The sequence below is a fragment of the Nonomuraea sp. AD125B genome (assembly GCF_041402765.1).
Taxonomy (GTDB): Bacteria; Actinomycetota; Actinomycetes; order Streptosporangiales; family Streptosporangiaceae; genus Nonomuraea; species Nonomuraea bangladeshensis.
On sequence record NZ_JBGLOU010000007.1, the window covers coordinates 424,954 to 445,795 of the forward strand.

21 protein-coding genes and 1 tRNA gene are annotated in these 20,842 nt (G+C 71.7%); 11 read left to right on the plus strand and 11 right to left on the minus strand.

What is annotated here, in order from left to right:
• The first annotated feature begins 10 nt into the window (after positions 1 to 10).
• The 7 genes from ACBR40_RS21345 (at position 11) to ACBR40_RS21375 (ending at position 5,168) form a co-directional block, all read left to right on the plus strand.
• A complete protein-coding gene (locus ACBR40_RS21345) occupies positions 11 to 805 on the plus strand; it encodes a uracil-DNA glycosylase (protein ID WP_371249871.1) in 795 nt (264 codons plus the stop codon).
• A 93-nt stretch (positions 806 to 898) separates the two neighbouring features.
• The gene (locus ACBR40_RS21350; protein WP_344210905.1) at positions 899 to 2,215 is read left to right on the plus strand and encodes an NAD(P)/FAD-dependent oxidoreductase; all 1,317 of its coding nucleotides are present in this window, start codon (positions 899 to 901) and stop codon (positions 2,213 to 2,215) included.
• 79 nt (positions 2,216 to 2,294) lie between these two features.
• Entirely contained in the window at positions 2,295 to 2,807 is a 513-nt protein-coding gene (locus ACBR40_RS21355; protein ID WP_344210903.1) for an ACT domain-containing protein, read from the plus strand.
• Between the two features lie 451 nt (positions 2,808 to 3,258).
• A tRNA-Leu gene (locus ACBR40_RS21360) sits at positions 3,259 to 3,331 on the plus strand.
• Between the two features lie 170 nt (positions 3,332 to 3,501).
• Positions 3,502 to 4,296 carry a Bax inhibitor-1/YccA family protein gene (locus ACBR40_RS21365; RefSeq protein ID WP_344210901.1) on the plus strand — a complete coding sequence of 265 codons (795 nt, stop codon included), beginning with the start codon at positions 3,502 to 3,504 and terminating at the stop codon, positions 4,294 to 4,296.
• A 166-nt stretch (positions 4,297 to 4,462) separates the two neighbouring features.
• Complete coding sequence (locus tag ACBR40_RS21370) at positions 4,463 to 4,696, plus strand: DUF4287 domain-containing protein (RefSeq protein WP_091086767.1); 234 nt, start codon at positions 4,463 to 4,465, stop codon at positions 4,694 to 4,696.
• A 64-nt stretch (positions 4,697 to 4,760) separates the two neighbouring features.
• The gene (locus ACBR40_RS21375; RefSeq protein WP_344210898.1) at positions 4,761 to 5,168 is read left to right on the plus strand and encodes a PPOX class F420-dependent oxidoreductase; all 408 of its coding nucleotides are present in this window, start codon (positions 4,761 to 4,763) and stop codon (positions 5,166 to 5,168) included.
• A 74-nt stretch (positions 5,169 to 5,242) separates the two neighbouring features.
• On the opposite strand, the gene ACBR40_RS21380 is transcribed toward ACBR40_RS21375, so the two are convergent.
• The 3 genes from ACBR40_RS21380 to ACBR40_RS21390 all read right to left on the minus strand — a co-directional run bounded on the left by ACBR40_RS21380 (position 5,243) and on the right by ACBR40_RS21390 (position 9,012).
• The gene (locus tag ACBR40_RS21380) at positions 5,243 to 6,460 is read right to left on the minus strand and encodes an acetyl-CoA C-acetyltransferase (RefSeq protein WP_344210896.1); all 1,218 of its coding nucleotides are present in this window, start codon (positions 6,458 to 6,460) and stop codon (positions 5,243 to 5,245) included.
• A gap of 78 nt (positions 6,461 to 6,538) precedes the next feature.
• Positions 6,539 to 7,885 (minus strand): PQQ-binding-like beta-propeller repeat protein, encoded by a 1,347-nt coding sequence (locus ACBR40_RS21385; RefSeq protein ID WP_371249872.1) that lies wholly within the window; start codon positions 7,883 to 7,885, stop codon positions 6,539 to 6,541.
• A gap of 143 nt (positions 7,886 to 8,028) precedes the next feature.
• Positions 8,029 to 9,012 carry an SGNH/GDSL hydrolase family protein gene (locus ACBR40_RS21390; RefSeq protein WP_344210892.1) on the minus strand — a complete coding sequence of 328 codons (984 nt, stop codon included), beginning with the start codon at positions 9,010 to 9,012 and terminating at the stop codon, positions 8,029 to 8,031.
• A 127-nt stretch (positions 9,013 to 9,139) separates the two neighbouring features.
• Here ACBR40_RS21390 and ACBR40_RS21395 point away from each other — a divergent pair, with 127 nt between their 5' ends.
• Entirely contained in the window at positions 9,140 to 10,510 is a 1,371-nt protein-coding gene (locus ACBR40_RS21395) for a cystathionine beta-synthase (protein WP_344210890.1), read from the plus strand.
• 51 nt (positions 10,511 to 10,561) lie between these two features.
• On the opposite strand, the gene ACBR40_RS21400 is transcribed toward ACBR40_RS21395, so the two are convergent.
• Positions 10,562 to 11,704: a histidine kinase gene (locus tag ACBR40_RS21400; RefSeq protein ID WP_344210888.1), complete on the minus strand. Its 1,143-nt coding sequence runs from the start codon at positions 11,702 to 11,704 to the stop codon at positions 10,562 to 10,564.
• 314 nt (positions 11,705 to 12,018) lie between these two features.
• Between ACBR40_RS21400 and ACBR40_RS21405 the strand changes: the two genes are divergently transcribed.
• Positions 12,019 to 13,161, plus strand: a complete 1,143-nt coding sequence (locus ACBR40_RS21405; protein ID WP_344210886.1) for a cystathionine gamma-synthase — start codon at positions 12,019 to 12,021, stop codon at positions 13,159 to 13,161.
• A gap of 13 nt (positions 13,162 to 13,174) precedes the next feature.
• On the opposite strand, the gene ACBR40_RS21410 is transcribed toward ACBR40_RS21405, so the two are convergent.
• Both ACBR40_RS21410 and ACBR40_RS21415 read right to left on the minus strand, forming a co-directional pair.
• Complete coding sequence (locus ACBR40_RS21410; protein WP_371249873.1) at positions 13,175 to 13,606, minus strand: hypothetical protein; 432 nt, start codon at positions 13,604 to 13,606, stop codon at positions 13,175 to 13,177.
• Between the two features lie 10 nt (positions 13,607 to 13,616).
• Positions 13,617 to 13,742 carry a hypothetical protein gene (locus tag ACBR40_RS21415; protein ID WP_344210882.1) on the minus strand — a complete coding sequence of 42 codons (126 nt, stop codon included), beginning with the start codon at positions 13,740 to 13,742 and terminating at the stop codon, positions 13,617 to 13,619.
• Positions 13,743 to 13,881: 139 nt separating this feature from the next.
• Here ACBR40_RS21415 and ACBR40_RS21420 point away from each other — a divergent pair, with 139 nt between their 5' ends.
• Complete coding sequence (locus tag ACBR40_RS21420) at positions 13,882 to 14,304, plus strand: DUF6292 family protein (RefSeq protein ID WP_344210880.1); 423 nt, start codon at positions 13,882 to 13,884, stop codon at positions 14,302 to 14,304.
• Between the two features lies 1 nt (position 14,305).
• Here the strand turns inward: ACBR40_RS21420 and ACBR40_RS21425 are convergent, their stop codons facing one another.
• From ACBR40_RS21425 to ACBR40_RS21435, 3 genes are read right to left on the minus strand one after another with little or no spacing between them, the layout of a single operon-like run.
• Complete coding sequence (locus ACBR40_RS21425; protein ID WP_371249874.1) at positions 14,306 to 15,460, minus strand: epoxide hydrolase family protein; 1,155 nt, start codon at positions 15,458 to 15,460, stop codon at positions 14,306 to 14,308.
• Between the two features lie 44 nt (positions 15,461 to 15,504).
• Positions 15,505 to 16,200, minus strand: coding sequence for a response regulator (locus ACBR40_RS21430; RefSeq protein WP_371249875.1), 696 nt, complete (start codon positions 16,198 to 16,200; stop codon positions 15,505 to 15,507).
• Positions 16,197 to 17,480 (minus strand): sensor histidine kinase, encoded by a 1,284-nt coding sequence (locus tag ACBR40_RS21435; RefSeq protein ID WP_371249876.1) that lies wholly within the window; start codon positions 17,478 to 17,480, stop codon positions 16,197 to 16,199. Before ACBR40_RS21435 ends, ACBR40_RS21430 begins: the two co-directional genes overlap by 4 nt.
• Positions 17,481 to 17,719: 239 nt before the next feature.
• Between ACBR40_RS21435 and ACBR40_RS21440 the strand changes: the two genes are divergently transcribed.
• On the plus strand, positions 17,720 to 18,406 hold the full coding sequence (locus ACBR40_RS21440) for a hypothetical protein (RefSeq protein WP_371249877.1): 687 nt from the start codon (positions 17,720 to 17,722) through the stop codon (positions 18,404 to 18,406).
• On the opposite strand, the gene ACBR40_RS21445 is transcribed toward ACBR40_RS21440, so the two are convergent.
• Together ACBR40_RS21445 and ACBR40_RS21450 are read right to left on the minus strand one after the other, a co-directional pair.
• Positions 18,381 to 18,836, minus strand: a complete 456-nt coding sequence (locus ACBR40_RS21445; protein WP_371249878.1) for a GNAT family N-acetyltransferase — start codon at positions 18,834 to 18,836, stop codon at positions 18,381 to 18,383. The two genes, ACBR40_RS21440 and ACBR40_RS21445, sit on opposite strands and share 26 nt — an antisense overlap.
• A gap of 35 nt (positions 18,837 to 18,871) precedes the next feature.
• Positions 18,872 to 20,830, minus strand: a complete 1,959-nt coding sequence (locus ACBR40_RS21450; protein ID WP_371249879.1) for a VWA domain-containing protein — start codon at positions 20,828 to 20,830, stop codon at positions 18,872 to 18,874.
• Between the last annotated feature and the right edge of the window lie 12 nt (positions 20,831 to 20,842).

A 20,842-nucleotide genomic window follows, 5' to 3' on the forward strand; every position in this document is an offset into this window, starting at 1 on the left:
CATCGGTGTCATGAGCTTCGTACCACCGGGCACCGGCTGGCCGGGCGATCCCGCCACCGCTGACACCCCCGTCGCCCACGACCCCGCCGACGTGCGCCGCCTCGCCGCAGGCAGCGACGACCTCGCGGAGCTCACCGCGAGGCAGTCGGTCTGCCGGGCCTGCCCGCGCCTCGTGGAGTGGCGGGAGGAAGTGGCCACGGTGAAGCGGCGCGCGTTCGCGGACGAGACGTACTGGGGCCGTCCCGTCCCCGGCTGGGGCGCGGAGCGGCCGCGCATCCTGCTGGTCGGGCTGGCCCCGGCCGCGCACGGCGGCAACCGCACCGGCCGGATCTTCACCGGCGACCGCAGCGGCGACTGGCTGTTCGCCTCGCTGTACCGAGCGGGGCTGGCGGAGCGGGAGACCAGCACGTACGCGGGCGACGGCCAGCGGCTCATCGGCACGCGGGTGGTGGCCCCCGTCCGCTGCGCGCCTCCCGCGAACAAGCCCACGGTCGAGGAGAAGGCCGCCTGCTACCCGTGGATGGCGCGGGAGCTGGAGCTGGTCGCGCCGTACGTGCGGGTGGTGGTGGCGCTCGGCGGCTACGCCTGGCAGGCCATGTGGCCGGCGCTCAAGGAGGCGGGGTACGAGCTGCCGCGCAGCCGCCCGCCGTTCGGGCACGGGGCCAAGGTGGAGGTCCGGCACGGTGACGCGCCGGTCACCCTGCTCGGCTGCTACCACCCGAGCCAGCAGAACACCTTCACCGGCCGCGTCACCGCCCAGATGCTGGACTCGATCTTCGAAAGGGCCAGGTCAATGGCACTGTGACGCATCCCATCATGCCGGGATTGGCTTCTGCTGCTCCTCCTGACATAGCCTTGTGAATGCTTTCACAAGCATGACGAGGGATGGGGCCTCAGGATGAACAAGCACATTCTCATCGTCGGCGGTGGATACGTCGGCCTCTACACGGCGCTCCGGCTGCAGCGCAAGCTCTCTCGCGAGCTGCGCGGCGGCGAGGCGCGCATCACGATCATCGATCCCCAGTCCTACATGACGTACCAGCCGTTCCTCCCGGAGGCGGCGGCCGGCAACCTCTCCCCCCGGCACCTGGTGGCGCCGCTGCGGCGGGTCCTGCCGAAGGTGCGCATCCTGAACGGCACCGTCACCACCGTCAAGCACGGCGACCGCGTGGTGACCTTCCAGCCGGCCGAGGGCGAGCCGCGCCAGATCGCCTACGACGTGCTCGTCATGGCGGCCGGGTCCATCTCCCGCACGCTGCCCATCCCCGGCCTGACCGACATCGGCATCGGCTTCAAGACCGTCGGCGAGGCCATCGCGCTGCGCAACCGCGTGCTGCACCTGCTGGACGTGGCCGAGTCGACCGAGGACCCCGAGGTGCGGCGCAGGGCGCTGACGTTCGTGGTGGTCGGCGCGGGCTTCGCGGGCGTGGAGGCGCTGGCCGAGCTGGAGGACATGGCCAAGGACTCCGTGCGCTACTACCGCAACATCAAGCCCTCCGACATCCGCTGGGTGCTCGTCGAGGCGACCAGCAGGGTGCTGCCCGAGGTGGGCCCCGAGATGGGCAAGTGGACGCTGGAGCAGCTCCGCGAGCGCGGCATCGACGTCAGGCTGGAGACCCGGCTGGAGTCCTGCGAGGGCGGGCACGTGGTGCTCTCCGACGGCGAGGAGTTCGACGCCGAGACCCTGGTGTGGACGGCGGGCGTCAAGCCCAGCCCGGTCGTCAACGACAGCGACCTGCCGCTCGACGAGCGCGGCCGGATCAAGACCACGGCGCTGCTGACCGTGCACGCGAGCCCGGGCGCCTTCGCGGCCGGCGACGCGGCGGGCGTGCCCGACGTCACCAACCCCGGGCAGTACTGCGCGCCCAACGCCCAGCACGCGGTGCGCCAGGCCAAGGTGCTGGCCGACAACATCGTCCGTCACCTGCGCGGCCAGGAATTGCAGGAATACCGCCACAAGTATGTCGGATCGGTTGCCGGTCTCGGCCTGCACCAGGGTGTCGCCAATGTCTATGGCGTCAAGCTTCGCGGATTCCCTGCATGGTTCATGCACCGCACCTACCATCTGTCGCGGGTGCCTACGCTGAACCGCAAGGTCCGCGTCGTCGTCGACTGGACCCTGGCCCTGTTCTTCAAGCGCGAGACGATCTCCCTCGGTGAGATGGAGCACCCGCGCGAGGGCTTCAGGGCGGCCGTCGCGACGATGCGCCGCTAGCCCGGGTACGGCAAGCGCCCCGGCCGCGACGGCCGGGGCGCTTTCGGCACCCCTGGCGCAAGCGGAAGGGGTAGCACCGGTGGGGCTTTCAGCGGTGACCGTGCTCGGCGTGGACAGGCCCGGCGTGATCGCCGCCGTCACCGGTTCGCTCGCCGACTGCGGGGCGAACATCCAGGACTCGACCATGACGCTGCTCGGCGGGCACGTGGCCATGATGCTCCTGGTCTCCGGCGACCTCGACTGCGACGAGGTGCTCAAGCGGCTGCGGACCTCCGACCTCGTGGTGACCGCCTCCGCCATCGAGGCCCGCAGGCACTTCTGCGAGGAGGGCGACGGCCTCGGCTACGTCCTCACCGTCCACGGCCCCGACCGGACCGGGATCGTCTCGGCCGTCAGCGCCGTGCTCGCCGCCGACGGCGGCAACATCACCGGCATGAGCACGCGGCTCACCGGGCGGCTCTACGTGCTCATCGCCGACGTCGAGCTGCCGAAGGAGGTGGACGTGGCGGCCCTCATGCGCAGGCTCGCGGCCGTCGGGGCCGGCCTCGACGCCGAGATAACCTTCCGCCCCGTGGAACCGGACCTGCCGTGACGGGCCCGGCCCCCGACGTCTATCCCGGCCCCGATCCCTATCCCGGCCCCGATCCCGGCTCCCGTGCAACGGCCTGCCTGCCGGCCACGACGGGGCTCGCGGCCCCTCAGATCGGCCTCAGCGGCCGTTCGATCGCCTTAGGCACCGGACGGCACCCCCGGGCCGTCCGTACGCCGGAGAGTGCGTTCTGGCCGATCCGCGCCTCGGCGGGGCCTCCCCTTGGGATCATGGGCGCGTACATGTGCAATTGCCAGACACCGGGGAGGCCGTCACATCGAAGCCGATACCTTCGCAGCCCGCTGCATTCACCACCAACCGGACCATCTGGACGGTCTACTCTTCTTGGGCAGAGTGTCGGGAGCCCTATCACTTCACATCGAACTTCACAGTTGTGACTCTTGATGCGAAGTTGTGCTCCTCGGAAGCATGGTCCGTTTCGTATGATTGCGGCGCCCCCGTAGCCCAATGGCAGAGGCAAACCCCTTAAAAGGGTTGACGTGCGGGTTCGAATCCCGCCGGGGGCACCTGCTTCTACCATTGGAAATACGTTTTTCGACACGGTGGATGACCTTGGGAACTCCGCGACGGCCACGTTCGTTGTCCTCGCTGCCGAAGTCCCCCACGAACCCGATCTGAGCGCGAGTTGACCAAGGTGCCGCCAGGCCCCGTAGGCTCGGCGACACAGGAGGCAGCGATGGAGAGCAAGAACCCCGTTTTCAGCAAGACCCGCCGTCAGGCGGGAGCATGGTCAGGCCCGGCCCCGTCTCCTGACATGCTGCAGAACATGTACGACTCCCCGTCGTACGCACCCCCGAGCCGGCCCGCGTTCCGCACCATGACCCTCGACGACGTGGTCGTGCGCGGCTTCCTGACCCTCGGCACGCTGGTCCTCGCCGCCGCGGCGGCCTGGGTGCTCGACGTGCCGCCCATGTTCGCGATCGTCGGCGCGGTCGTGGCGCTGGTCCTGGGCCTGATCGCCTCGTTCACCCAGAGCACCAACCCGGCGCTCATCCTGGGTTACGCCTTCTTCGAGGGCATCTTCCTCGGCAAGATCAGCCAGCTCTTCGAGGGCGCCATCAGCGGCATCGTGCTGCAAGCGGTGCTCGGCACGGCCTTCGCCTTCGGCGCCGTGCTGACCGTCTACGCGCTGCGGATCGTGCGGGTGACGCCCAAGCTGGTGAAGTTCACGGTCGCGGCGGCCATGGCGGCCCTGGGCCTCGTGCTGGTCAACCTGCTGGTCGGCATCTTCAACGGCGGCGACGGCCTCGGACTGCGCACCGACAGCCCCATCGGCTGGGTGTTCAGCATCGTCATGATCCTGATCGGCTGCTTCTTCCTGCTGCTCGACTTCGACTCGGTCGAGCAGGGCGTCCGCCAGGGCGCGCCGGAGAAGTTCGCCTGGCAGTGCGCGTTCGGCCTGACGCTGAGCCTCGTCTGGATCTACCTGGAGGTTCTGCGCTTCGTCAGCTATTTCAGCGACGGTGACTGAGCGTAGACATCGTCGTCACCTCCGAGGGCTCCGCGTTCACGCGGGGCCCTCTCTTTGTGCGACCGAAAATCTACGTGCCGTCACGGATTCCAGGCAGCCAGGGGCTTGCCTTTCGGTGGATGGTGTTGCAGTGTCAAGCAAAGGACCTTAATCCGCGGAGGTGCCCATGTCGTTGAACCACTCACCGGAGACGCAGACGAAGCTGATCGCAAGGGTCCCCATGATAACGGGACGCGAACTCCCCGAGTGGTTCCAAGCCATCGACAACGGCCCGTCATTCCTCAGGTGCGCCGAGCGGGCCAACTGGCTCGCCGACGAGCACGGGCTGACCCACGGCTACGCCGCCGCCATCGTTCACGAGCACGAGCGGCACCGCCGTAACCGGATGGGCTTCATCTAAGCCCGTCACCGACCCGCGCCCGTGCCGTAAGCGCGGGCGCGTCGTCATGCGTCACCATGAGGTCATGGACCTCGACAAGGCAGTGGCCTTCCTCCGCGACAACCACAACGCCGTCCTGCTCACCCGACATCGCGATGGGCGCCCGCAGATGTCCCCGGTGACGGTCGGCGTGCAGGGGCCGCACATCGTCGTCAGCACGCGCGAGACGGCGTTCAAGACCCGCAACGTGCGGCGCGACCCCCACGTGTCGCTGTGCGTCTTCACCAGCGCCTTCTACGGCCAATGGATCCAGGTCGACGGCACCGCCGAGGTCCTCTCGCTGCCCGAGGCCATGGAGCCGCTGATCACGTACTACCGCGACATCTCGGGCGAGCACCCCGACTGGGACGACTACCGCGCCGCGATGGTCCGCGAGCGGCGCGTCCTGCTGCGCATCACGCCGGTCTCCGCCGGCCCCGACCGGTCCGGCTGAAGCGGCCCGGCTGAAGCGGCCCGGCTGAAGCGGTCCGGCGCCCGGCCCGCGGGCCGGGCGCCGGAGCGCGCGGGTCAGCTCAGGCGCTCCAGGAGCATGGCCATGCCCTGGCCGCCGCCCACGCACATCGTCTCCAGGCCGATGGTCTTGTCGTGGTGCTGGAGGCCGTTGATGAGCGTGGAGGTGATCCGGGCGCCGGTCATGCCGAACGGGTGGCCCACCGCGATGGCGCCGCCGTTGACGTTGAGCCGGTCGAGCTCGATGCCCAGCTCCTGGTAGGACGGGATGACCTGGGCCGCGAACGCCTCGTTGATCTCGACCAGGTCGACGTCCTCGATGGCCATCCCGGCCCGCGCCAGCGCCTGCCGGGAAGCGTCCACGGGGCCGAGGCCCATGATCTCCGGCGACAGGCCGGAGACGCCGGTGGAGATGATCCGGGCCAGCGGCGTGATGCCCAGCTCGGCCGCCTTGACGTCACTCATGATCACCACGGCGGCGGCGCCGTCGTTGAGCGGGCAGCAGTTGCCGGCCGTGACCGTGCCGTCCGGGCGGAAGACCGGCTGGAGGCCGGCGACCTTCTCGTACGTGGTGCCCGGCCGCGGCCCGTCGTCGGCGCTCACCACGGTGCCGTCGGGCAGCGTGACGGGCGTGATGTCCTTGGCCCAGAAGCCGTCGGCCAGCGCCTTCTCGGCGAGGTTCTGGGAGCGCACGCCGAACTCGTCCTGCTCCTGGCGGCTGACGCCGCGCAGCTGGGCGACGTTCTCGGCGGTCTGGCCCATCGCGATGTAGACGTCGGGGACGTCGCCGTCCTCGCGCGGGTCGTGCCAGGTCTTGCCGCCCTCGGTGTACGACTTGGTGCGCGCGAGGGCGTCCAGGAAGAGCGGGTTGTGCGTGTCGGGCAGCGAGTCGGAGTTGCCCTTGGTGAAGCGCGAGACGGTCTCCACGCCCGCGGAGACGAACACGTCGCCCTCGCCCGCCTTGATGGCGTGGAAGGCCATCCGGGTGGTCTGGAGCGAGGAGGAGCAGTAGCGGGTCACGGTGGTGCCGGGCACGTCGTCGAGCCCGAGCAGCACCGCCACCACCCGGGCCATGTTGAAGCCCTGCTCGCCGCCGGGCAGGCCGCACCCCAGCATGATGTCGTCGATCGTGTGCGGATCGAGCTGGGGCACCTTGGCCAGGGCCGCCTGGATCATCTGCACGGTCAGGTCGTCGGGCCTGATGTCCTTGAGCGACCCCTTGAAGGCTCGTCCGATGGGCGAACGCGCGGTTGCGACGATGACTGCCTCGGGCATGGCCCCTCCTCTGTCGGCGGCTAATAGTAGAACTATATTCCAGTTCTTCTCGCGCGCCTCGCCGCCCCCCGGAAGGAATTACCCGTACATGCCCGGCGCGCTCTCGGTGTGGTCGTTCACCGCGTGCAGGGCGCCCTTCTCGTCGCGCCACAGCCGCCAGCCCGCCAGGCTGCCGGTGAACCACGCCGGGGGCGGGCCCGCCGTGGTGACCCGCTCGCCGGTGGCGAGGTCGTACTCGCAGAGGGCCGCCGTCGAGTAGAAGCCGGGCGGCTGGTCCTTCAGCGGCAGCGGCTTGGGGTCGGTGACGCAGAAGGACCAGCTCCGCTCCTCCTCCACCGGCGCCGGCCGGCCCGAGGCCAGGTCGTAGACCGAGCCCTTGGCGCCGTGGGACAGGAAGCCCAGTTTGTCCATGCGCTCGGGGAAGGCCAGCCACCAGCCGGAGCCGGGCACGTCGGCCGCGCCGACCTGCCCCATCACCCGCCCCGACAGCGAGTCGAGCCGGGCGAATCCGCCGTAGGCGCCCTGGCGGTCCACCGGCCGCACCACGGGGGCGTAGCCGGGGTTGCCGCTGGGGTAGACGCGTACGACCGACGGCCGGATCCAGTTGATCGTGCCGTCGGCCCTGCGCAGGGAGAACAGGCCGAACGTGGACAGCCGCCTCGTGGTCGGGTCGGTGTAGGGGGCGACGTAGCCGACCAGGTCGTCGCCCGCCGCGCCGAACGCCCAGCCGCCCGACAGGTCGACGCCCGGCCCGAGCGCCTGCTCGATCGGCTGCTGCCACTGCAGCTTGCCGGTCTTGAGCTCGTACGACTCCACCATCGGATCGTCCGACAGCCGCAGCAGCAGCACCCGCGCCTGGTCGGACCACTCGACCTCGGAGATGCCTGGCAGCTTCCACACCGGTTTGCCGCTGGCCGGGTCGAGCACCACCGTGCGGGCCTTGGCCAGCGCGGTGTGCTCCGACAGGCAGACGTAGGGCCCGCAGCGCTGCGGCCCGAACGTGGAGTGGACCGGCCGGGTCCACTTCTGCACGCCGGAGTGCGCGTCGCGGGCCACCAGCGTGGCCTTCCACCGGCCCTTGCGCGCTGGGTCGAGCGCCACGACCACGCCCTCGCCGCCGCCGGTCTCGACGATCGCGGGAGCGGAGACGCCCATGCCGGGCAGCCGGCCGGCCATCGTGGCCGGGTAGGCCCACAGCCGCCGGCCGTCGCGCAGCCGGACGGCCACCGTCTCCAAAGAGCCGTCGGGCTTCATCGAGGTCGTGGTCACCACCCCGGCCGCCTCGGCCAGCCGGCTGACGACGTTGACCTGCGTGTTGTGCCAGGTGGGGAAGGCGGGGGTGGTGGCCGCGTCGCTGCCGGCGCACCCGGCGACGGCGAGGGTTGCGGCTAGGGCGACGGACGGCTTCCAGAGGGGCCGGAGCACGGGCGATACCTTCCAAGGGGACGACGAGTGACGGCTCGGCCGCGGAAGGTGACCGGTGCGGGGCGCGGTCGAGGGCCCGCCACGCCGGGACGGGGGCGGGCCCCGGCCGCGCCGAGCCGCTCGCCGGGCCTGAACCGGGGATGTCAGGCGTCGTTGAGCTGCTCGCCGAGCCGTCGGCGGAACAACGCGGCCCACTTGCCGTGCAGCCCCGTCGCCCGCCCGTCGACCCGGGTCGCGGTGACCTCGGTGCCGGGCTCCTCCGCGGCCGTGGCCGCCGCGAGGTAGATCGGTTGCAGTTCTTCGCCGCGTTCGGGGCGCGGCTCAGGCCACAACCCCAACGCAGCGCACACTGACGGTAGCACCGCGTAAGCGGCCTGCGCGTAACCTCGGGCAGATGGATGGAAACGATCGGGTCCGAACATCTCTGACGGATTTGTCGCGAACTCCGGGCCGAGCGTGTCGGCGAAGGCCACCGTACGGCCGCCCGCGTCCACCACCGCCACCGTCTGGGCCGCGGCGAGCTGCCGGCTCCACCGCCGGGTCACCCATCGCAGCGGCTGGGCGATGGGACGCACCGTGCCGAGGTCGGGGCAGGTGCCGACGATCACCTCGACGCCCGCGTCCCGCAGCCTGCGCACCGACTTGGTCAGGTGGCGCACGGCGATCGCGGGCGGCGTCTGGGTGATGATGTCGTTGGCGCCCACGAAGATCACCGCCACGTCCGGCTCCATGGCCAGCGCCCGGTCCACCTGCTCGCCCAGCTCCGCCGAGGACGCGCCCGACCGGCCGGCCACGAGCAGCCGCACCGGGCGCTCGGACACCGCGGCCAGGCCGTTGGCGAGCAGCACGCCGGGCGTCTCGGCCGGGTCGGTCATGCCGAGGCCCACCGACGTGGAGTCGCCCAGCATCGCCAGCTTGATCGCCCTGCCGGGGAACATGCCGTACGTGCCGTCGGAAGGGGGTCCGTCCATGCCGTGCGGGCGGCCGATGGCCTTGCGCGCCAGCAGTCCCTCGGCGACCAGCAGCCCGTACGCGGTGGCTCCCAGTGCCGTCAGCCCGCCTCCTCCGAGCGCCGCCGCGGTGGCGATCCTGCGTGCGGCGCGCGCCATGCCAGCTGCCCAGACCACGTACGTCCCTCCCTGGTCGAACTCGGCGGTAGCGTTTGCTAGGAAACTAGCCGAGGGCCTGCCACCCCGACCGGGTCTCGGCCTTCGGATAGCTGATCAAGCTTTGGTAAAGAAGGTGAACACCTCGGTGCGCGTTTACGATTCCCTGGTCGACCTCATGGGGAACACCCCGCTCGTCCGGCTGCACAAAGTGAGCGCCGGCCTGCCGGCCCAGGTGCTCGCCAAGGTCGAATACTTCAACCCGGGCGGATCCGTGAAGGACCGCATCGCGGTCCGCATGATCGAGGCCGCGGAGAAGTCGGGCGCGCTGCGCCCCGGCGGCGTCATCGTCGAGCCGACCTCCGGCAACACCGGGGTGGGGCTCGCCATCGTGGCCCAGCAGAAGGGCTACCGGTGCCTGTTCGTGGTGCCGGACAAGGTCGCCCAGGACAAGATCGCGGTGCTGCGGGCCTACGGCGCCGAGGTCGTGGTCTGCCCGACCGCCGTCTCGCCCGACCACCCCGACTCCTACTACTCGGTCTCCGACCGGCTGGCCCGCGAGGTGCCCAACGCCTGGAAGCCCGACCAGTACTCCAACCCCGACAACCCGGAGTCCCACTTCCACTCCACGGGGCCCGAGATCTGGGCCGACACCGAGGGCGGCATCACCCACTTCGTCGCCGGCATCGGCACCGGCGGCACGATCAGCGGCACCGGCCGCTACCTCAAGGAGGTCTCCGGCGGCCGGGTGCGCGTCGTCGGGGCCGACCCCGAGGGCTCGGTCTACTCCGGCGGCAGCGGGCGGCCCTACCTGGTCGAGGGCGTCGGCGAGGACATCTGGCCGAGCACGTACGACACCACGATCTGCGACGAGATCATCGCGGTCTCCGACAAGGACTCCTTCACCATGACCCGCCGCCTCGCCCGCGAGGAGGGGCTGCTGGTCGGCGGCTCGTGCGGCATGGCCGTCGTCGCGGCGCTCCAGGTGGCGGCGCGGGCGAACGAGGGCGACACCGTCGTGGTGCTGCTGCCCGACGGCGGCCGCGGCTACCTGTCGAAGATCTTCAACGACGACTGGATGGCCGACTACGGCTTCCTCACGACCAGCTCCGACGAGGGCCTGGTCGCCGACGTGCTGGCGCGCAAGGGGCCGGGCCTGCCGGAGTTCGTGCACGCCCACCCGCACGAGACGGTCGGCACGGCCATCTCGATCATGCGCGAGTACAGCGTGTCCCAGCTCCCGGTGATGAAGGAGGAGCCGCCGGTCATGGCGGCCGAGGTCGTCGGCTCCATCGTGGAGCGCGACCTCCTCGAAGCCCTCTACCACGGCAGGCTCTCCTCCGAAGACCCGATTGCTGATCATATGTCCGCGCCGCTACCCACGATCGGCAGTGGTGAACCTGTGGCGCGTGCGGTGGAAGCGCTGGAGAAGGCGGATGCGGCGGTCGTGCTCGAGGACGGCAAGCCGTCCGGGCTGATCACGCGGCAGGACCTGCTCGCCTTCCTCGCCAACCACTGAGCCCGTCCCCGCCCTGGGCCCGCCACCGGGCGGCCCAGGGAGGGGGACCGGTCAGGTCAGGGGGAACTCGGCGACGACCTCCCAGGCGCCCTCCCTCGACGGGCCCGCGTAGAGCCGGCCGCCCAGGGCCTCCACCCGTTCGGCCATCCCGACCAGGCCGAAGCCGCCGCCCAGACGGGACACCCGCGGGTCCGACGCCGAGCCGAAGTTGCGCACCCGCAGCACCACGGACCGCTCGTGACGGCGCAGGTCCGCCTCCACCCAGGCGGCCCGCGCGGCGTGCTTGCGCACGTTGGTCAGCGACTCCTGGAGCACCCGGTGCAGGGTCGTCATGACCTCGGGCTGCAGCGTACGGTCGTCCAGGCCGGGGCCGATCTCGAAGGCCACCTTCGGGCCGTCCGCCGAGAACCGGTCGGTCAGCATCCGCAGGTCGGCCAGGGTCGTGCCGGGCCTGCGGCCCGCCTCCTCCTCGGCGCGCAGCACCGTCACCATGCGCCGCATCGAGGTCAGCGCGTCCGACCCGGCCGTGGCGATCGCGTCCAGCGCGGGCAGCACCGCCTGCGGGCTGGCCTCGGCGACCGTACGGGCGGCCTGCGCCTGGACCACGATCCCGGTGATGTGGTGGGCGACCAGGTCGTGCAGCTCCCTGGCCAGCTCCAGGCGCTCGGCCCGGCGCACGGAGTGGACGGCCTCCGCCCGCCGTTCCTGCTGGAAACGCAGGTAGCCGCCCGCTCCGGCGGCCATCGACCAACTGGCGAACAGCAGGAACGAGAACGCGAGCCCCGCCCCGTGGTAGTCGCGGCCCACGGCCTCGGCCATGAGCACGATCAGCCCGGCGCAGGCGAGGGTGGCCGCCAGGCGTACCGGCTCGACGTGCCGCAGCACGCCGATGACCAGGATGAGCAGCGCCCCGGTCTCCGTCATGCCGGGCACGCCGGCGAGGCTCGTGCCTCCGATCGCCATGGACGCGGCGAACGACAGGCCCAGCATGACGGCGAAGCCGTCGGCGCGGTGCCGCCGCCGCAGCGCCACGGCCACGATGCCCGCCACCCCGCACGCCGGCACCAGCCACTGCAGCCCCCCGACGGAGGCGGCGATCGCCAGGTCGAACAGGAGCATCAGGCCGAGCCAGCCGAGCATCGCGAACTCGCTCAGCCGCCGCACCCAGTACAGGAGGCGTTTCGTCTCACCCACGCTTCGAGCCTAGGTCTCAGGTCGGACCTCTCGTATCAACCGTTCGGCCGAGCGCGGGGGCATGGACCGGCCCTTCAGCGGAGGCGGAGGGGCGGGGCCTGAGCGGATGCTGGAGAGGTCGAAAGGAGACGGACATGATTGCCATCGGGTTCGGGTTGCTGGGGGTCGGGCTGGTCGTCGCGCTGCTGCTCGCGCTGGCCGATCCCTTGCTGATCTCCCGGCTTGAGGGGGAGCCCGACGACGCCGCCTGACCTCCGGGGGCGCTGTCCCGCCGGCCATCCTGGAGCTGTCCGAACGTCCGTTACCGTTGGCGTATGAGCAACGGTTTTGAGACCCTGGCCATCCACGCAGGTCAGGAGCCCGACCCGCTGACCGGCGCGGTCGTGCCGCCGATATATGCCACGTCCACCTACAAGCAGGACGGCGTGGGCGGCCTGCGTTCCGGATACGAGTACAGCCGCTCGGCCAACCCCACCCGCACCGCGCTGGAGGAGGCGCTGGCGGCTGTGGAGGGCGGCGCGCGCGGGCTCGCGTTCGCGTCGGGGCTGGCCGCGGAGGACACCCTCCTGCGTACGGTCTGCAGGCCGCAGGACCACGTGATCATCCCCAACGACGCCTACGGCGGCACCTACCGGCTCTTCGCGAAGGTCCACGAGCGCTGGGACCTCCACTACGACCCGGTCCCGCTGCACGACCTCGACGCGGTGGCCGCCGCCATGACGCAGAAGACGCGGGTCGTCTGGGTCGAGACGCCGACCAACCCGCTGCTCGGCGTCGCCGACATCGCCGCGCTCGCGCGGCTCGCCCACGACAACGGGGCGCTGCTGGTGGTGGACAACACCTTCGCCTCGCCCTACCTGCAGCAGCCGCTCGCCCTCGGCGCCGACGTCGTCGTGCACTCCACCACCAAATACGTCGGCGGCCACTCCGACGTGGTCGGCGGCGCGCTGATCGCCGCCAACGCCGGGCTCGGCGAGGAGCTCGCCTACCACCAGAACGCCATGGGCGGGGTGGCCGGGCCGTTCGACGCCTGGCTGACGCTGCGCGGGCTCAAGACCCTCGGCGTACGCATGGACCGCCACTGCGACAACGCCGAGCGCGTGGTCGACCTGCTGCTCGCGCACCCGCGCGTGACCGAGGTCCTCTACCCGGGGCTCCCCGATCACCCGGGGCACGAGGTCGCGGCCAAGCAGATGCGGCGCTTCGGCGGCATGGTGTCGTTCCGGGTGGCCGGGGGCGAGGCGGAGGCCGTGGCGGTGTGCGACCGGGCCAAGCTGTTCACGCTGGGGGAGTCGCTCGGCGGCGTCGAGTCGCTGATCGAGCACCCGGGGCGGATGACGCACGCGTCGGCGGCCGGCTCGCCGCTGGAGGTGCCCGCCGACCTGGTGCGGCTGTCGGTCGGCATCGAGACGATCGACGACCTGCTCGCCGACCTCACGCAGGCGCTCGCCGGCTGAGCGGCGCGTCCCGTCAGGTGGGGACGATCATCAGGAAGAGGATCACCAGCCAGATCACGGACACGATTCCGCTGATCGCGGCGATCCGTCCGTTCTGCACCTTCGCGTCGTCGGCGGGGTTCTCGCTCGAGAGAGCGTGCACGGCGGCGCGGAGGTCACGGTCGATCAGCACCAGCAGCACCGCCGCCACGATGAACAGCGTCATCGAGGCCGTCATGTACCACTTGCCGAGCACACCTCCGCCCATCACGATGCCGAGCACCAGCCCGAACACGAACACGCCGAGCGTGCCGATGCTGTAGACCCGCGTCAGGCGCTGGATGTTCTGCAGCGCGGGCACGTTCTTGGTGCGGATGAGGCGGGGCGCGGCCATCGTCGCGGCGGTCACCGGGCCGACGGTGAAGATCGCGAACCCGACGTGGAGCCAGAGAAGCAGGGTGGACATGCCGGAGAGACTAGTCGCCGGCGATCTCGGCGGGTGACTCGACACTCTCTTTGCCGCTGACCGGACAACGCGTGATGAGCTCCATGGCCGCTACCGTCACGGCCATCATGACGATGAGAAGAATCATGGCAATCATGGGCTCGCCTCCTTCCCCGTGTACGCCGTAAATATCGTCCGGAATGACTAGACGGCCGTGCAACGGAATAAGTTGGGCACGGGTAGGGTTGGTAACCGTTCCTTTTTCCTTACCGTTTGGGCACAAGGGGGTGCCGTCCGTGGCCATCAGGCATGTCGAGCCGTACAGCGACGAGTGGCTGGAGCAGCCGGTCAGTTACGTGCGCCAGGTCGTCGATCAGCTCGGAGCCGAGGTGGCGGACTGGTGGGAGGGCCCCTGCGATCCGCGTGACGCCACGCTCAGGCTGGCCGACGGCAACGCGCTGGTGTGGGACGAGGAGAGCGGCTGGCGTCTCGGCGCCTTCGTGGCCGGCGGCCGCGGCTCCCACACCGAGCTGGCGGGCGTGCGTTATCTCGGCAACGGCCTGCTGCCGCGCCCCGAGCGGGTGCCCGGGGCGCTGGCCGACGCGCGGGCCGGGGTGGGCGCCAGCACGGCCTGGCGCCCCTGCTACCGCTCCCACCGCAACTGCCGTGACGGCTTCGACCTCGCCCTGGCCTTCTACACGCGCCTCGTGGACGCCTGACCTAGCGCCGGCTGTTCACCAGCGCGAAGAACGTACGGATGTCCTCGACCAGCAGGTCGGGGGCCTGCACCGAGGCGAAGTGGCCGCCGCGCGGCGGCGTGGACCAGTGCACGATCGAGTGCGACAGCTCGGCCAGACCCCGCAGCGCCTTGTCGCCGGGGAAGTTGGCCACTCCCGTCGGCACCCCTGACGGGGCCGGGCGCTTGCCCCAACCCTCGTCGCCGCCCTCGTAGTAGAGCCGGGCCGCCGAGCCCGTGGTCTGCGTCAGCCAGAAGATCGTCAGGTCCGTGAGCAGGACGTCGCGGTCCACCGGGGCCTGCACCTTGTTCGCCGGGTCCCAGTCCACGTACCACTCCAGGTTCCAGGCGAGCTGCCCGGCGGGGGAGTCGTTGAGCGCGTACGCCAGCGTCTGCGGCCTGGTCGACATCTGGGTGGCGTAGCCGGAGTGGGTGTACCACCACGCCTCCTGCTCCTGGGCGAGCTCCCGCTCGGCCTCCGACAGCCGGTCCAGGTCGTCGGGGTCGGTCGGCGTCGAGGCGTTGGCCAGCGCGTTCACGTGCACCCCGATGACCTTGTCCGGGGCGTGCCGGCCGAGCTCGGGCGAGACCATGCTGCCGAAGTCGCCGCCCTGGGCGCCGTAGCGCTCGTAGCCGAGGCGGCGCATCAGCTCCGCCCACGCCCGCGCGACCCGGTTCACGCCCCAGCCGGTCTCCCTGGTCGGGCCGGAGAACGCGAAACCGGGCACCGACGGGATGACGACGTGGAAGGCGGGAGCCTGGTCCGCATTGTGCGCGCGCGGGTCGGTCAGCGGGCCGATGAGGTCGAGGAACTCGTACACGGTGCTGGGCCAGCCGTGCGTGATGATCAGCGGGATCGCGTCCGGCTCGGGGGAGCGTACGTGCAGGAAGTGGATGTTCTGGTTGTCGATCGTGGTGGTGAACTGGGGGAAGGAGTTGAGCCGGGCCTCGTGGCGGCGCCAGTCGTACTCGGTGCGCCAGTAGCGCACCAGCTCTTCGAGGTGGCCCTGGGCCACGCCGTACGACCAGCCGACGCCGGGCAGCTCGCCGGGCCACCGGGTGCTCGCCAGGCGGGCGGCGAGCTCGTCGAGGTCGGCCTGCGGAATGTCGACCCGGAACGGGTGAATCGCATCGCTCATGCCTCCCAGCCTTACTCCGAACGCGGACGAGACGCTTCCTCGTTTCAGGGCGGCGGCTCACCGGGCCGGACGAGGCCCGTCTCGTAGGCGTGGCGCACCACCTGGGCGCGGTCACGGAGGCCGAGCTTGGCCAGCAGCCGGTTGAGGTGGGTGCTCACCGTGGCCTCGGCGATGGCGAGGGCGGCGGCGATCTCGGCGTTGGACAGGCCCTGCGCGATCAGCCGCAGCACCTGCTGCTCACGGGCGGTCAGCGCCGGCTCGGGCGGGGGTTGCGGGGGCGGCGACGTACGGCGGTAGGCGTCCACGACGCGGCCGGTCACCGCCGGGTCGAGCAGGATCTCGCCCCTGGCGGCGCTGCGCACGGCGGCGAACAGGTGCTCCGGCGGCGAGCCCTTCAGCAGGAAGCCGCTGACGCCCGCGTGGAGTGAACGGTCGAGGTTGTCGTCCGTGTCGTACATGGTGAGCATGATCACGCGGGGCGCCGGGCTCGCGGCCAGGATGCGGCGGGCGGCCTCCAGGCCGTTCACGTGGGGCATGGCGATGTCGAGGAGCGCGACGTCCGGGCGGTGGGCGCGGGCCAGCTCCACCGCCTGGCGGCCGTCGGCGGCCTCGGCCACCACGGCGAGGTCGGGCTGGGTCTCCAGCATCAGCCGGAGCCCGGCCCGGATCATCGCCTGGTCGTCGGCGATCAGGACGCCGATCGGTCGCGGCTCGGTCGGCTCGCTCACATGCTCACTCACAGGGGGAGCACCGCCAGTACCTCGAAGCCGCCCGAGGGCAGCGGGGCGGCGGTGAGGGTGCCGTCGAACAGGGCGGCCCGCTCACGCATGCCGATCAGGCCGTGGCCGCCGCCGGGTGTGCCGGACGGCCTGCGGGCAGGAGCCTCGTTGGCGACGGACAGGCGCAGCTCGCCGGGACGGTAGTCGATCGTCACCGCGGCCCTCGTCGGGCCGGCGTGCTTGAGCGCGTTGGTCAGGGCCTCCTGGACAATGCGGTACGCGGACAGATCGAGGCCGGCGGCCAGCGGCACCGGCTCGCCGCGGACGTCCAGGGTCACGTCCAGGCCGGCCGCGCGCACCTGGTCGAGGAGGTCGTCGAGGCGGCCGAGACCGGCGCGCGGGCTCAGGCGGTCGTCGTCGGCGGTGCGGAGCAGGCCGACCATGCGGCGCAGCTCGATGAGGGCGGCGCGGCCGGTCTCCTCCACCGTGGTCAGCGTCTCGCGCTCGCGGTCCTGGCCGGGGGCGAGCATCAGGCGTACCGCGCCGGTCTGCATGGTCATCACGCTGACGCTGTGGGCGACGATGTCGTGCAGCTCACGGGCCAGGCGGGCGCGTTCCTCGGCGACGGCCTCGCGGGCCAGCAGCTCGCCGCGCTCGGCGGCCTGGACGGCGAGCACCCGGTGGCGGCGTACGGCGAGGCCGGCGCCGGCCGCGATGGCGGTCATCGCCAGCGCCACGGCGACGTCGCCGGGGCCGGGCGGGGTGATGCTGTGGAGCAGCATGCCGGCGACGTACGCGCCGGTCGCGACCGCGCCGACGGCGACCTTGGGGCTGCGCAGCGGCACCTCCGACAGGAGGGTGAACAGCAGCACGAGCTGCGTGTAGAACTGCCAGGCCGCGGCGGGGGAGGCCGAGACGGTGAACACGGCGACGTTCGCGGCGGAGTAGCCGACCAGGACGGCGAACGGCGCCTGCCGCCGGTACAGCACCCCGGCCGCCGCCACCACCCCCGCCACCGCCCACCAGGTGGCCTGCTCGCGCTGGGGCGCCATGCCGCGCTCGCTCAGCTCCTCGGCGACCGAGAACAACGCCACCACCACGGCGACGAGCCAGTCAACGGGCGAGGAGGGAAGGAACGCCGGGACCCGCCCTGCCGAGGAGGATGCGGCGTCGGCGGGGGAAGTGCGGCTGCCCATGGCGGAGCCGGCGGAGGGGGTGGGGGAGTCGGCGGCGGCGGAGTCGGCGGGGGTGGTGGGGGAGTCGGGGGCGGCGGCGGGGGGACGGAAGTGCCGGCGGAGCATGAGGCGAGGGTAGCCGCCGCCCCGATTGCACCGTTCCAGCAGGGCCTCCGGCCACCGGCATCACGCCCTCCGGCATCACGCCCTCCGGTCACCGCCTCGCGGGCGCGGTGCCACCACCCGTCCCCGGCGGCGCGGCGGGTGCGGGGACGGGTGATGGCGGGGAATCCGTCGCGCGGGGGACCCCCGGTCAAAGGCTGCTTTGACGACGGGCCTGGTGGCCGCTCCGTACGGTCCACCCCATGCTTACCAACGCGAACGCCTTCCGCCGCACCGCGGCCGGGGTGAGCCTCCTGCTCGCCCCCCTCTGCCTGCTCCTCGGTATGGTCACCGACCCCAGCGAGCCGGGCGTCACCGACCCCCTCGTCTACGCCAACAACCCCGAGGCCGTCGGCGTCAGCGCCACGCTGCTGCACTACTGCTGGGTGCTGTTCGTGCCGGGCGTGATCGGGCTGGTGCACCTCGTCCGGCGCAAGGGCGTGGTGCTGGCCAACCTCGCGGGCGCGGTGACCGTCCTCGGGCTGATCAACTTCTCGTCCCTGATGATCTCCGACTTCTTCGACATCGTGCTCTTCCAGGCCCTGCCGGTGGAGCAGGCCGAGAAGCTCATGCAGGACGCCGCGCAGCCCGCGATGATCGCCGCCTGGCAGATGCCCGGCATGATCGGCACGTTCCTCGGCCTGGTGCTGGTCGCGGTCGCCTACGCCTGGGGCGGGCGGGCCGGATGGTGGTTCCCCGTCGCGGTGCTCGCGGGCATCGTGATCTGGCTGGTGGGCGCCAGCCAGTGGAACATGGTGCTCGGCCTCGGCGGGCCGGTCATCCTGCTGGCGACCTTCGGGTACGCCGGCGTGCAGCTGATCCGCATGACCGACGCCGAGTGGGCGGGCGAGCAGCCCGCCGCGGTCACCCCGAGCGCAGCACGAGCATGACGTGCTCGTCGTCGCCGTGCCGGACCGTGCCCTCCCGCTGGAAGCCGTGCCGTTCGAGCAGGCGCACCGACGCGGTGTTGCCCATGTGCGGGTCGGCGTGGAGCGGGCGGACCGGCTCCTCGGCGAGGAAGAGGCCGAGCGCGCGGGTGCCGATGCCGCGCCCCCAGAACTCGCGCCCCATCCAGTAGCCGATGAAGCGGCGGTCCTCCTCCCACCAGGCCACCAGGTTGCCGGCGAGCCGGCCGTCGGCCTCGATCGCGCGCACCCGGTTGGCCGGGTCGCCGAGGACCCGGGTGCGCCAGTGGGTGAGGAAGCGCTCCCGGGGCCGGGCGGGGAACCGGGAGCGCCGGACGGCCTCCGGATCGTGCTCCTGCGCCAGGAACACCTCCAGGTCGTCCTCCACCACGTCTCTGAGCCGTACGTCCGTCATGACCGGGAGTCTGGCAGCCGGGACCGACAGAAAAGTCAGCGGGAGCGGCGCAGGCGGAGGAAGTCGCTGACGACGTACTCGCCCAGCCGCTCGGCGCTCGGCGAGAACACCCGGCCGCCGTTGCGCCGCGCCACCTCGTCCACGAACTCCTTCAGCCGGTCGTCGGCGGCCAGCATGAAGACGTTGAGCGTGGCCCGCCGCCGGGTCATCTTGTCGATCTCGGCCAGGGTGAGCTCCAGCGTCTCGTGCGACGGCGGCCACTCGAAGGCCGAGTGGCCGTTGCGCATGAGGTGCGCGGTCGGCTCGCCGTCGGTGACGACCAGCACCACCGGCTCGAAGTCGGGATGGCGGTCGAGATGGCGGCCGGCGATCAGCAGGGCGTGGTGCAGGTTCGTGCCCTGGACCATGTCCCAGTCGAGCCCGGCCAGCTCGTCCGGCTGCAGCACCCGCGCGTAGTTGGAGAAGCCGATGATCTGCACGGCGTCCTGCGGGAACTTCGAGGCCACCAGCGCCTGCAGGGCGAGGGCGGTCTGCTTGGCGGCGGCCCAGGTGCCGCGCAGGGCCATCGAGTACGACAGGTCCACCAGCAGGCACACCGCCGCGGCCGTGCGGCGTTCGGTCTCGGCCACCTCGAAGTCGTCCACGGACAGGCGCACCGCCGCGCCGCCCCCTGATGTCACCCCGCCCCGGCGCACGCCGTTGACCAGGGTGCGGACCACGTCGAGCGGCTGCTCGTCGCCGAACCGCCACGGCCGCGACGAGCCCGTGAGCTCGCCCGCCGAGCCGGCGTCGTGCTGGTCGTGGTCGCCGCGCCGGCCCGCGTCCAGCGAGGAGAACACCCGGCGCAGCGCGGTCTCGCCGAGCCGGCGCACCGCCTTCGGGGTCAGCTCCAGCTTGCCGCGGCGGCGCAGCAGGTAGCCCTGCTCCTCCAGCTCGCGCTCGATGCGCTTGAGCGCCTCCAGGTCGTCCACGGCGGAGCGGCCGAGCGCGCGGCGTACGGCGGCCTCGTCCACGTCGTCGAGCCGCGCGCCCGGGTAGTCCTGGCGCAGCGCCGTTTCGAGCTGGGTCAGGTCGGCCAGCTCCTCCAGCGCGGTCACCGCGTCGCCCATGCCGAGCGGTTCCTCGCCGGTGAGGCGTTCGGGGGCGTTCCAGGCCAGGTCGGGGCGGCGGGAGTAGAGGGCCTCGCCGAGGCGGCGCATCTGGTCCGACAGCCCGGCCTGCTCCAGCGTCTGGTTGATGAGGTTGCTCAGCTCCTCGCGCTGGCGCGGCGTCATCGAGGCCAGCATGCGCTGCGTGGCGGCGGCGCGGCGGGCCAGGATGTCGACCAGCTCTTCGAGGTTGCGGGGCTTCTCGGGGAACAGGTCGCCGTACTTGTCCATGAACGCGGCGAAGTCGGCCTGGGTGTGCTGGCCGCGGGCGTCCCTGTCCAGCATGTCGTTGAGGTCTGCCATCATCTGGCGGACGCGCTCCATGGCCTCCGGGTCGGGGTTGGCCAGGGCGTCGCGGAGCCCGCGGAACTGCGCGTCCAGGACCTCGCGGCGCAGCAGGCCGCGCAGCTCCTCGAAGGTCTGGCGGGCGGCGCCGGAGCGCCACTCGTACGTGCTCAGCTCCTGGATGGCGCTCGCGGTGTCGTCGGGGAGCGCGTCGAGCCCCGCCTCCCGCATCCGCGCGTCGTCGGACGGGTCGGGGAACAGCTCGGCCCGCTCCTGCCCGATGGCCTTGTCGAGCAGCGCCCGCGCCTTCTCCAGGGTGCCGTCGAGCCGCCCGCGCTCGCGCAGGTCGCGGCGGCGCCGCCGGACCTCCCTGAGCATGTCGTCGAGACCGCGGCGGTCCTGCGCGCCGGGCAGGCCGCGCTTGAGCAGGTCGCGCAGGGCGTGGACCGGCGTCGAGCCCGACAGGATCGCGTCGCCCATCTCGTCCAGCGCCGCCCGTACGTCGTAGGGGGGAGCGAGAGGGTCGGGGCCGTCGTGGTACTCGCCATAGCGGTAGGCCATCACCCCACCACG